Raw genomic sequence first — 11,912 nt, forward strand, 5'->3', positions numbered from 1 at the left:
GCCGCCTGTGGACACGCCAGCGGGCCGCACGGCCGGACCGCCGCCGTCCCACGGCCGCACGACCCGACGACCCGACCGGCCCCGTCAGCGGGCGCGGGGTCCCAGCGGTGCCGCGACCACGGCCACCCCCACCGCGCCGGGCCCGACGTGCGCGGCCAGGACGGGGCTCAGCTCCTCGACCCTGACGACGGAGCCGTCGACGACACGCTCGACGCGGCGCACCAGCTCCCGGGCCACGGCCTCGGCCCCCGCGTGCTGCACCACGACCTCCACCAGCCCGGTGCTCGGGTCGGCGGTCACCTCGGCGAGGCGCTCCTGGGCCAGCTCGCACAACCGGTCCAGCGCCCGCGCCGTGGTCCGGGTCCGCTCCAGCGGCACGAGCCGTCCGTCGTCGACCAGCAGGACGGGCCGGGCCGCCAGTCCCCTCGCCTCCGTCCGGACCGCCCCGGACCCGCGCCCGCCTCGCTGCAGCTGTCCGGGCGAGGCGGGCGAGACCCACGTCCTCGACCGGGCGCTCAGCCCGGCGACGGCGGCCACGACCCGGGTGGCGTCGGCGCCGTCCTCGGCGAGCTCGTGCGCCGCCCGGACCGCCGCGGACAGCACGGCGCCCACCGACCCGGTGTCGACGACCTCGACCCGCAGCGACGCCCCGTCAGCGGCCAGCCGGGCGGCGTCCACGGTGCCCGACAGCGCACCCGACAGGTGCACCGACACCACGGCCGAGGCGCCCCCCTCGGCCGCGTCGGCGTAGGCGCGGGCGAACCCGTCGGGCGAGGGGCGGCTCGTCCCCACGGCGGCCCCGGCCAGCACCGCCGCGAGCACGTCCCCGGTGCTGGTGCTCGCCTCCGCCACGGCCGCGCCGTCCACGACGACGTCCAGGTCCACCACCGCCACCCCGGGCGGCACGGGCCGGGCCGTGGAGTCGGTGACGACGACCGTCCTGGCCACGCTCAGCCCGTGACGACGTTCACCAGGCCGGGCGCGCGCACGATCACCCGACGGACGGGGGCGTCACCGATCGACGCGATGACCTTCTCGCTGGCCATGGCCAGCTCGCGCAGCTCGTCCTCGCCGATGCCCGGCGGGACCTCCAGGCGGTCACGGACCTTGCCCTTGACCTGCACCACGGCGGTCACGGTGTCCTCCACCAGCAGCGCGTCGTCGACCGTCGGCCAGCCCGCACGGGCCACGCACGGCTCGTGGCCCAGCGTCGCCCACATGTCCTCGGCCGTGTACGGCGCGACCAGGCTGAGCAGCACCGCGACGGCCTCGACGCCCTCGCGCACCGCCGGGTCCCCCGGACCGACGGCCGGGTCGTCGATGGCCTTGCGCAGGGCGTTGACGAGCTCCATCGTCCGGGCGACCGCGACGTTGAACCGCAGCGACTCGACCAGCTGGGCGGCGTCGGCCACCACCTTGTGGGTGACCCGACGCAGCGGCAGCGACCCCGTCGCCGGGTCCGAGCCCACGACGGAGGTGACGTCACGGGCCAGCCGCCACGCCCGGGCCAGGAACCGCGCCGACCCGGCGGGCGACACGTCGGCCCAGTCCACGTCGTCCTCGGGCGGGCCCGCGAACACCATGGTCAGCCGGATGGCGTCGACGCCGTGCTCGTCCAGCTGCTCCCCGAGCCGGACCAGGTTGCCCTTGGACTTGCTCATCGCCGCGCCGTCCATCTGCACCATGCCCTGGTTGAGCAGGCGCGTGAACGGCTCGGTCGGGGTGAGCATGCCCATGTCGTGCAGCACCTTGGTGAAGAACCGGGAGTACAGCAGGTGCAGGATCGCGTGGGTCACGCCGCCGACGTACTGCTCGACCGGCATCCACCGGTCGGCCTCGGCCCGGTCGAACGGCGCGGTCTGCAGCTGCGGCGACAGGAAGCGCAGGAAGTACCAGGACGAGTCCACGAAGGTGTCCATGGTGTCGGTGTCCCGCTCGGCGGGCCCGCCGCAGGACGGGCACGTCGTGCGGACCCAGTCGGTGGCCGCGGCCAGCGGGGACCGGCCCTTGGGGCTCAGGTCCAGCCCGTCCGAGGGCGGCAGCTCCACGGGCAGCTGGTCGTCGGGGACCCGGACCTCGCCGCAGCCGGGGCAGTGGACGATCGGGAACGGCGTGCCCCAGTACCGCTGCCGCGAGATCAGCCAGTCCCGCAGCCGGTACGTCACGGTCGGTCCGCCCAGGCCGTCGGCCGCCAGCTGCTCGCTGATGCGTGCGATGGCCTCGGTCTTGCGCAGCCCGTCCAGCGGACCGGAGCTGACGAGCTCGCCGTCCCCGGCGGTCGCCACCCCGCTGACCGCGGGGTCCGGCAGCGGCTGCCCGTCGGGGTCGCGGACGTCGACGACGACCCGGACCGGCAGGTCGTGGGCCAGGGCGAAGTCGAGGTCGCGCTGGTCGTGGGCAGGCACGGCCATGACGGCGCCGTGGCCGTAGTCGGCCAGGACGTAGTCGGCCGCCCACACCGGCATCCGCTCGCCGTTGGCGGGGTTGACGGCGTAGCGGTGCAGGAACACGCCGGTCTTGGGCCGGTCGGAGGACAGCCTCTCGATCTCGGTCGTGCCCCGGACCTGCTCCAGGTAGGCGTCGAAGGCCTCGCGCACGGCGGGCTCGGCGTCGGCCACCAGCTCCTCGGCGAGGTCGGAGTCGACCGCCACCACGAAGAACGTGGCCCCGTGCAGCGTGTCCGGACGGGTCGTGTAGACCGTCACCGGCTCGTCACGGCCCTCGACCACGAACTGCACGTCGGCGCCGCTGGAGCGACCGATCCAGTTGCGCTGCATGGCCAGGACCTTGTCCGGCCAGGCGCCCTGCAGCTGGTCCATGTCGTCCAGCAACCGGTCGGCGTAGTCGGTGATCTTCAGGTACCACTGGGTGAGCTTCTTCTTGGTGACCGCGGTGCCGCAGCGCTCGCAGCGGCCCTGGACGACCTGCTCGTTGGCCAGCACGGTCTGGTCCTCCGGGCACCAGTTGACCTGGCTCGGGCGGCGGTAGGCCAGGCCCTTCTCGTGCATCCGCAGGAACAGCCACTGGTTCCAGCGGTAGTACTCCGGTTCGCAGGTGGCCAGCACCCGGTCCCAGTCGAAGCTGCAGGCGTAGCGGCGCATCGACGCCTTCTGCTGGGCGATGTTCTCCCGGGTCCAGACGCCGGGGTCGACCCCCCGCTTGATCGCCGCGTTCTCGGCCGGCAGGCCGAAGGCGTCCCAGCCGATCGGGTGCAGCACGTCGAAGCCCTGCTGCACCCAGTACCGCGCGATGACGTCGCCCAGCGCGTAGGCCTCCGCGTGGCCCATGTGCAGGTCACCGGAGGGGTACGGGAACATGTCGAGGACGTACTTGCCCGGGCGCCCGTCGCCCGAGGCGCCCGCGGCGAACGGCTTCGCCTCGTCCCACACCGACAGCCAGCGCGCCTCGAGGGCGTGGGGGTCCCAGCGCTCGGGCTCCGTCGCGTCCACGGTGGTCCTGTCGTCCTGCGTCGTCATCCGGTTCTCCTGCTGTCGAGAGGTGCGGGCCGCGACCCGGGCACGAAAAAGCCCCTCGACGAGGAGGGGCCGCCGCGCTGGTCCGCCGGTCGTGGCGGTCTGCTCAGCGCGGCCCGGCGAGGAGGAGGTCGCGGTGCTGCACGCATGCACGATAGCGCGCGGACCGGACGCGTCGTGGGCCGTGGTCACCCCCCGGGTACGACGAAGGCGGCCCACCGAGGTGGACCGCCTGTCGTGCGGGTGGAGCTGAGGAGACTCGAACTCCTGACCCCCTCCATGCCATGGAGGTGCGCTACCAGCTGCGCCACAGCCCCGCGGTCCAAGAGTCTAGACGGAATCCGCCGTGACGACGAAACCGGTGCTCAGAGGCACTATGTGACCGCTGCGGAGACTCCCGCGCGACGCCAGAGGACCTCGCCCAGGACCCCCGGCGGGACGTTCCAGCCGTGCAGCCGCCACGCCTGCCCCCGGGTGGTCCCGGCGCTGAGGACAGCGGTACCGGTGTTGCCCAGCGGGACCAGGACGCGCCGCAGGTCGGGCTGGCCCAGCAGGGCCGCCAGGCCCGAGCGGATGCTGGCCCCGTGACCCACCACGACGAGCAGCTGTCCCTCGTCGCAGGCCTCGGCGTGCTCGGTGACGGCCGCCCGGACCCGCTCCCCCGCCTCGCTCGGCCGTTCGTCCCCGCCGAGCACCACGTCGTCACCCGCACGCCAGGCGGCGAACGCCTCCGGGTCCATCGCCTCGATCTCGGGCTGGAGCAGACCCTGCCAACGACCGGCCGCGATCTCGCGCAGCCGGGCGTCGAGCAGCACGGGCACGCCCAGCGCCTCCCCCGCGGCCGCGGCGGTCCCGCGCGCCCGGGACAGGTCGCTGGAGACCAGCCGGACCGGGCGCGCGCCCACGGCGTCGCCCAGGGCCTGCGCCGCCGCCGCGGCCTGCGCCCGCCCGGCGTCGGTGAGGTCGGTGTCGTGCTGGCCCTGGAAGCGGTGCTCGACGTTCCACGCCGTCTCGCCGTGACGGAGCAGCACGACGAGCCCACCGGGTGTCGCGGGGCCCTCCCCGGGACCCGTACCGCGGCTCACGCCAGGTCGTCGGTGGCCGCGTCCTGCGGGTCGCCGAGGGCGTCGGCCCCCCGCCGGCCGCGGGCGTGCTCGGGCAGCGGGACGACCGGGCAGTCCTTCCACAGCCGCTCCAGCGCGTAGTACTCGCGCTCCTCGCTGTGCTGCACGTGGACGACGATCTCCGCGTAGTCCAGCAGGACCCAGCGGCCGTCCTTCTCGCCCTCGCGGCGCACGGGCTTGGCCCCGAGCTCACGGAGCCGGTCCTCGACCCCGTCGACGATGGCCCGCACCTGCCGGTCGTTGGCGGCGGAGGCCACGACGAAGACGTCGGTGATCACGAGCTGACCGCTGACGTCGAGGGCGACGACGTTCGTGGCGAGCTTGTCGGCGGCCGCCTCGGCCGCGGCGGTGGCGAGCTGGACGGCGTGTTCGCTGGCTGTCATGGAAGGTCTCCTGTGGTGGGTTCGGTGGGGCTGCTGGGGTCGTCCTGGGTAGCGGCGGCGAAGTCGTCACCGAGCACGACGACCACGTCCGTGTCGACCATGGCCTCGGCGTTGACCTGCAGGGCGCCCTCGGGGACGCCGAGCGCGAGGGCCACGGCCTCGCCCTGGGCGCGGTCCTCGGGCTCCTCGGAGGCCACCAGGACGGCCGTGGACTCCTGGCCGAACTGGGCGGCGTTGCCGCCCCCGCTGTAGCGCAGCCCGGCCCCGACCAGCAGGTCGCGGGCCCGCCCGACCAGTCCCGAGCCGCCGGTCCCGTTCCGCACGACGACGCGCACGTCGCCGACGGCCGCGACGGGCAGCCGCGCCCCGGCGAAGCGGGTGCCGAGCGCGGCCTCGACGCTGCCCTCGTCCACGCCCCGCAGGTCGGTCTGGCCCGCCGTCACCTCGGTGGTCGGCAGCACGACGGCCTGCGTGCTGCCGGAGCCGGAGCGCTGGGCGGCGGTGGCCACGAGGGCGGGCAGCGCCTCGGGCCCGGCGCCGTCGCCCCCGCCGCTCGCGCCGGCGCTGACCTGCGCGGCCGCCAGCGCCGTCGCGGCGGCGTCCTGCTCCTGCGGCAGCGCCTCGAGCAGGGCCGCCAGGACGTCGCCGAAGCGGGCCAACCCCGTCTCGACCGGCTCGCCGTCGGCCTGCAGCGTGGCGTAGGCGACCGCCTGGGCGCCGGACAGACGCTGGTCCTCACCGGCCGCGACGACGACGTCGTCGGTCACCACCTGCGTGCCGACGTCCAGCACCACCCCGCCGGCGGCGTCGACCAGGGTCGCGACCTGCTGCGGCTGGAGCAGGACGACCTGGTCCACCCGCAGCAGCAGGGTGTCCTCCAGGCCTCGGCGGACGGCCTCCGGGCCCAGGGCGACCGCCTGCGACAGCGACACGTCCCCGGCGTCGGCGACGGTCAGCAGCAGGTCCGCGGGGAGCAGCAGCGTCGACAGCCGGGCGGAGTCGACCCCCAGCACCGCCGCCGCCGCCACCGCGCCGTCCGGCCCGGTGAGGGTCAGCGCCGACGTCTGCTGGGTGGCGGCCCCCGCCGCCGGCGCCAGGGCGGCGGTGTCGTCCTGGCCGTCGAGCAGCCCCGCCAGGAGCACGACCACGAGGAGGACGACGGCCACGGCCGCGGCGGCCAGGCCGAGCTCGAGGGGACCGGGCGGCCAGGACAACCGGGGCCGGCGGGGACCCGACCCGTCGCGGGACGCCGTCGCGCCCTGGTCGTCGCGTCGCCCGGGCCGCACCGGCGACGGCGTGGGCGAGGGGCCGGGGGGGAACGGCGACGCCTGGTCCGCAGCGGAGCGGCGCCCGCTCCGCGGGTACCCCTCGCCCGGGGACGAGCCCGCCCCGGCGTCGACCGGGTCGGGGGACGTCGACGGGCTCCGCCCCGCCCCCCCGGCGAGGATGTTCGTCGCCCCGCCACCGGTCGCGGGGTCGGCGGCGGCACCGGGGCCCGCGGGACCGGGGCCGGTGGCACCGGGGCCTGCCGGGCCGGGGCCTGGGCCGTCCCCCACCGGCCCCGCCGCGGCACGGCGGCGTGAGCGGCGACCACCAGCGGCCACGGCCGTGGGGCCCGTCGCGTCGCCCGCACGGCGAGCCTCGACCAGGGGGCCGACGACCAGCTGCCCGGGTGGCGGCACGGCGGGCTCGGTCGCCACGCCCGCCACGGTCGGCCGCGCCGGACGGACCACGGGACGGGGTGCCGCGGGCGGGTCGGTGACGGGCCAGTGGGACATGGTCGCGTCGAGGTCGACCTGCCCGGAGCGTTCGGCGAGACGACGACGACGACGCTCGCCCAGGGCCCGCTGCACGCCGGTGTCGCCGGCGCCGTCGGGCACGTCAGGACGGTCGTCGTCGGGCATCAGGACACCTCCGCGTCGGCGTACGGGCCCGGTCGGTCGGGCCGTGGGTCGCCCTCGTCACGGTAGAGCCCGGACTTGGCGATGTACTGGAGCACACCCGTCGGCACGAGGTAGCGGATCGGCCGCCCCTCGTGCACCCGTCGGCGGATGTCGGAGCTGGAGATGGCCAGGGCGGGGATCTCGACCACGCTCACGGACCCGTCGGGCAGGCCCGACACGTCCAGCGGGTGGCCGGGACGGCTGACCGCGACGAAGTGCGCGAGGTGCCACAGCACCTCGACGTCCTTCCAGGACACGATCTGCTCCAGCGCGTCCGCCCCGGTGATGAAGAACAGCTCGGCCCCGGGCCGGGCGGCCGCGAGGTCGCGCAGGGTGTCGGTGGTGAACGTCGGGCCCGGCCGGTCGACGTCGACCCTGGACACCGTGAACCGCGGGTCGGCGGCCGTGGCGACCACGGTCATCAGGTACCGGTCCTCGGCGGGGCTGACCTCGCGGTCGGCCTTCTGCCAGGGCTGCCCTGTGGGGACGAAGACGACCTCGTCCAGCCCGAACCGCGCCGCGACCTCGCTGGCCGCGACCAGGTGGCCGTGGTGCAGCGGGTCGAAGGTGCCGCCCATGACCCCGAGCCGGGGCCGCCGGGTCGGCGCGGACGTCACCGTCGGGCGGCCACGTTCTTGAACGCGTAGGTGATCGCCAGCAGCGCCATGAACGTCACGAACGTGATGATCCCGAACCCGAGCACCGGGATGGGCAGCTCGATCTGGGCCATCTCCGTGCCGGTCTCGCCGGCCGCGGCCAGGACGCCTGCGACGATGCTGCTGCTCATGTGACCTCCTACACGGGCCCCGGTCATGACGACCGGGGCGTTACCGGGGCCCAGTCTGGCACGAGGGCGACGTCAGGTCCGGACGTGCCCGTCGCCGGTTACCACCCAGGTGGTGGTGGTCAGCTCCGTGAGCCCCATCGGACCGCGGGCGTGGAGCTTCTGGGTGGAGATGCCGATCTCGGCGCCGAGGCCCAGCTCGCCGCCGTCGGTGAACCGGGTCGAGGCGTTCACCGCGACCCCGGCGGCGTCCACCTCGGCCACGAACCGCTCGGCGGCCCGGGTGTCGCGGGTGCAGATGGCCTCGGTGTGCTTGGTCGACCAGCGGCGGATGTGCGCGAGGGCGGCGTCGATGTCGTCCACGACGGCCACCGCGAGCTCCAGACCGATGTACTCCGTGGCCCAGTCGTGGTCGGTGGCGGCCAGCACGCCGGCGCCCTCACCCACGAGCGACACGGTGCGGGCGTCGCCGTGGACGAGGACCTGCTCGGCCTGCATGGCCCCGACCAGCAGCGGGACGAACCGCTCGGCCACGTCGGCATGCACCAGCACCGTCTCGGCGGCGTTGCAGACGCTGGGCCGCTGGACCTTGGCGTTGAGGCAGATGGCCAGCGCCTCGTCGAGGTCGGCCGCGGCGTCGACGTAGACGTGGCAGTTGCCGGTCCCGGTCTCGATGGTGGGCACGGTCGCGGTCTCCACGACGGTTCGGATCAGGTCCGCGCCGCCGCGCGGGATGACGACGTCGACCAGGCCCCGGGCCCGCAGCAGCGCCCGCACGCCCGCACGCCCGTGGGCGTCGATGGTCGCGACCAGGTCGGCGGGCAGGCCCACCGACCGCAGCGAGCCGCGCAGCACCTCGACGATGGCGGCGTTGCTGGACGCCGCCGCGGACCCGCCCCGCAGGACGACCGCGTTCCCGCTCTTCAGCGCCAGGGCCGCCGCGTCGACGGTCACGTTGGGCCGGGCCTCGTAGACCATGCCCACGACGCCGAGCGGGCGGCGCACCTGCCGGACCCGCAGCCCGTTGGGCAGCGTCGACCCCCGGACGACCTGGCCGACGGGGTCGGGCAGGGCCACGACCTCACGCACGGCCGCCGCGATCGCGGCGACCCGGTCGGCGTCCAGGCGGAGCCGGTCCTGCATCGACGCCGAGACGCCGTCGCGCCGCGCCCGGTCGAGGTCCTCGGCGTTGGCGGCGACGACCGCGTCCGTCGCGGCCACCAGGTCCTCGGCGATCTGCAGCAGGGCGGCGTCCTTGACGGCGCTCGTGGCCGTCACCAGGGAGCGGGAGGCCTCCTGCGCGGCGGCCGCCACGGCGTGGACGGCCTCGACGACCGGGTCCGGGCCGGGCCGGTCGTGCGCCCCGTCGCGGTCCTGGGTCCCGGGCAGCACGTCGAGCAGCTCAGACATGCGTTCAGGGTACGGCGGTGGCCCCCAGCACCACGAGGTCGTCCCGGTGGACGACCTCGCGGCCGTAGTCCGGCCCCAGGTCGTCCCGCAGGTCGTGGGTGGAGCGACCCAGCAGCTGGGGCAGCTCCGCCGCGGCGTACCCGCACAGCCCGCGCGCGACGGCCCGGCCGTCCGGGTGGCACAGGTCCACGACCGCCCCGACGTCGAACACGCCCTCGACGGCCGTGATGCCGGCCGGCAGCAGCGAGGCACCCCGCCCCAGGACGGCATGAACGGCGCCCGCGTCCAGCACCAGGCGACCGCGCGGGCTGGCCACGTGCGACAGCCACAGCGTGCGGGCGGGCAGGGCCCGGGCGGCCGCGGCGAACCAGGTGCCGACGTCGGCGCCGGCCATCGCGTCGGGGAACCGGGCGGTGGCGGTCACCAGGGTCGGCACGGCCGCGTCGGCCGCGATGGAGGCGGCGTCCACCTTGGTCCGCATCCCGCCGGTGCCGACGGCGCTGCCCGCGCTGCCCAGGTCGGCCGTCACCGAGGACGCATCCGCCACCAACCCGATCCGACGGGCCCCCGGGCGGCCCGGCGGACGGTCGTAGAGGGCGTCCACGTCGGTCAGCAGCACCAGCGCGCTCGCCCCCACCAGGTGGGCGACGAACGCAGCCAGCCGGTCGTTGTCGCCGAACCGGATCTCGTCGGTGGCCACGGTGTCGTTCTCGTTGACCACGGGCACCGCCCCGAGGCTGAGCAGCCGCGCCAGCGTGGAGCGGGCGTTGAGGTAGTGGTTGCGACGCACCAGGTCGTCCAGGTCCAGCAGCACCTGGCCGGTGACCACGTCGTGCCGCTCGAACGAGGACGACCAGCGGGCCAGCAGGCGGCCCTGGCCCACGCTGGCCGCGGCCTGCAGCCCGGCCAGGTCGGCGGGGCGCCGGGTCATGCCCAGCGCGGGGAGCCCGGCGGCGATGGCGCCGCTCGTGACGACCACCAGGCGACGGTCCTCCCCCAGCACCCGCCGGGCGGCGAGCCGGTCGACGAGGGTGTCGATGGCCGAGCCGTCGATGCCGTCGCGGGTGGCCAGGCTGGAGGACCCGACCTTGACCACGAGCGTGCCGGGGCCGGAGAGCAGGCCGTGCAGCCGGTCCCGCTCGACGTCGGTGGTGCTCATGCGCTCACGCGTCCTCGTCCGTCCCCCCGACGGGGGTGGCCTGGTCGTCCGGCGCGGTCCACCGGCCCGAGGCACGCTCGGCGGCGAGCTCGGTACGAGCGGCGGTCTTGGCGTCCATCCGACGGCCGTGCTCGAGCCGGCGCTCGGCGCGGCTGGCCCGCTTGGCGTCGCCCGTCACGCGCAGGTCGGTGCCCCGGGGCCCGCCGACCGGACCCCCGACGCCGACCGTGGGCTCCCAGTCGAACACCACGGCGGTGTCGTCGGAGCCGATGACGACCTCGGCCCCGGCCAGCGCCCCGGCCTTGTACAGCGCGTCCTCGACCCCGGCCCGGGCGAGCCGGTCGGCGAGGTAGCCGATGGCCTCCTCGTTGGCGAAGTCGGTCTGACGGACCCAGCGTTCGGGCCGCCCGCCCGCCACGCGGTAGACGGTGCGGCCCTCGACCTGCTCGACCGTGACGCGGAAGCCCGTGTCGTCGGCGGCCACCGGGCGCAGCACGACGCGCTGGGGGGCGCTGGGCCGGGCCCGGGCGTCGCGGTCGGCCTTGACGTAGCGCGCCATCCCGAACGACAGCTCGCGCAGCCCCTCGTGGCTGACCGCGGACACCACGAACACCTCGTAGCCGCGTTCGCGCAGCTGCGGGGCGACGTACTCGGCCATGTCGCGACCGTCGGTGGTGTCGACCTTGTTGAGGACGACGATGGCGGGGCGCTCCGACAGCGGGATGGTCTCCGCGTCGGCCTCGTAGCGGCCCAGCTCGGCGAGGATGACCTCGAGGTCGCGCAGCGGGTCGCGGTCCGGCTCCAGGGTGGCGGTGTCCAGGACGTGCGCCAGCACGGAGCAGCGCTCGACGTGGCGCAGGAACTCCAGGCCCAGGCCGCGGCCCTCGCTCGCGCCCTCGATCAGGCCGGGCACGTCGGCGATGGTGTACCGCATGTCGCCGGCCTCGACGACGCCCAGGTTGGGGACCAGGGTCGTGAACGGGTAGTCCGCGATCTTGGGCCGGGCCGCCGACATGGCGGCGACCAGGCTGGACTTGCCGGCGCTCGGGTACCCGACCAGGGCGACGTCGGCGACGGTCTTGAGCTCCAGCACGACGTCGCGGCTCTCGCCGGGCTCACCGAGCAGGGCGAAGCCGGGGGCCTTGCGGCGGGCGCTGGCCAGGGCCGCGTTGCCGAGGCCGCCGCGACCGCCCGCGGCGATGACGTGCCGGGTGCCGTGGCCGAGCATGTCGGTGATGACCTCACCGGTCGGGGTGGAAACGACCGTGCCGTCCGGGACGCGCAGCTCGACGTCGTCGCCGTCGGCGCCGCTCTTGTGCCCGCCCTTGCCGACGCCGCCCTTGATGGCCTCGCGGTGGGGCGAGCGGTGGTACTCCAGCAGCGTCGTGACCTGGTCGTCGACGACGAGCACCACGTCGCCGCCGTGCCCGCCGTCACCGCCGTCGGGCCCGCCCAACGGCTTGAACTTCTCGCTGTGGACGGACGCGCAGCCGTTGCCGCCGTCCCCCCCGGTGACGTGCAGGACCACTCGGTCGACGAACTGGCTCACGGAGACCTCCGGGTCCTCGGGTGGAACGCGACGCGCCGGTCGCCCCCGTCGGGGGCGACCGGCGCGTCGTCGAGCTGGGAGCCGGGC

General features: G+C 75.6%; 10 protein-coding genes and 1 tRNA gene. All 11 read right to left on the reverse strand.

Features of this window, described 5'->3' with window-relative positions:
• Positions 1-84: 84 nt before the first annotated feature.
• On the reverse strand, positions 85-948 hold the full coding sequence (locus ACR80Q_RS17605) for a DegV family protein (protein ID WP_435378961.1): 864 nt from the start codon (positions 946-948) through the stop codon (positions 85-87).
• 2 nt (positions 949-950) lie between these two features.
• Complete coding sequence (gene leuS, locus ACR80Q_RS17610) at positions 951-3,476, reverse strand: leucine--tRNA ligase (protein ID WP_435378962.1); 2,526 nt, start codon at positions 3,474-3,476, stop codon at positions 951-953.
• A gap of 241 nt (positions 3,477-3,717) precedes the next feature.
• Positions 3,718-3,790 (reverse strand) — tRNA-Ala (locus tag ACR80Q_RS17615).
• A gap of 57 nt (positions 3,791-3,847) precedes the next feature.
• Positions 3,848-4,558, reverse strand: coding sequence for a histidine phosphatase family protein (locus ACR80Q_RS17620; RefSeq protein ID WP_435378963.1), 711 nt, complete (start codon positions 4,556-4,558; stop codon positions 3,848-3,850).
• Entirely contained in the window at positions 4,555-4,980 is a 426-nt protein-coding gene (gene rsfS / locus ACR80Q_RS17625; protein WP_435378964.1) for a ribosome silencing factor, read from the reverse strand. The genes ACR80Q_RS17620 and rsfS overlap by 4 nt, the downstream gene beginning before the upstream one ends.
• The gene (locus tag ACR80Q_RS17630) at positions 4,977-6,884 is read right to left on the reverse strand and encodes a LytR C-terminal domain-containing protein (RefSeq protein ID WP_435378965.1); all 1,908 of its coding nucleotides are present in this window, start codon (positions 6,882-6,884) and stop codon (positions 4,977-4,979) included. The genes rsfS and ACR80Q_RS17630 overlap by 4 nt, the downstream gene beginning before the upstream one ends.
• On the reverse strand, positions 6,884-7,540 hold the full coding sequence (nadD, locus tag ACR80Q_RS17635) for a nicotinate-nucleotide adenylyltransferase (RefSeq protein ID WP_435378966.1): 657 nt from the start codon (positions 7,538-7,540) through the stop codon (positions 6,884-6,886). Before nadD ends, ACR80Q_RS17630 begins: the two co-directional genes overlap by 1 nt.
• On the reverse strand, positions 7,537-7,710 hold the full coding sequence (locus ACR80Q_RS17640; RefSeq protein ID WP_435378967.1) for a hypothetical protein: 174 nt from the start codon (positions 7,708-7,710) through the stop codon (positions 7,537-7,539). Before ACR80Q_RS17640 ends, nadD begins: the two co-directional genes overlap by 4 nt.
• A gap of 72 nt (positions 7,711-7,782) precedes the next feature.
• Positions 7,783-9,117 (reverse strand): glutamate-5-semialdehyde dehydrogenase, encoded by a 1,335-nt coding sequence (locus ACR80Q_RS17645; protein WP_435378968.1) that lies wholly within the window; start codon positions 9,115-9,117, stop codon positions 7,783-7,785.
• Between the two features lie 4 nt (positions 9,118-9,121).
• Entirely contained in the window at positions 9,122-10,276 is a 1,155-nt protein-coding gene (gene proB, locus ACR80Q_RS17650; RefSeq protein ID WP_435378969.1) for a glutamate 5-kinase, read from the reverse strand.
• Positions 10,277-10,280: 4 nt separating this feature from the next.
• Positions 10,281-11,825 carry a GTPase ObgE gene (obgE, locus tag ACR80Q_RS17655; RefSeq protein WP_435378970.1) on the reverse strand — a complete coding sequence of 515 codons (1,545 nt, stop codon included), beginning with the start codon at positions 11,823-11,825 and terminating at the stop codon, positions 10,281-10,283.
• Between the last annotated feature and the right edge of the window lie 87 nt (positions 11,826-11,912).

It is taken from the genome of Aquipuribacter aurantiacus (assembly GCF_051216895.1).
In the GTDB taxonomy this organism is placed as follows: Bacteria; Actinomycetota; Actinomycetes; order Actinomycetales; family JBBAYJ01; genus Aquipuribacter.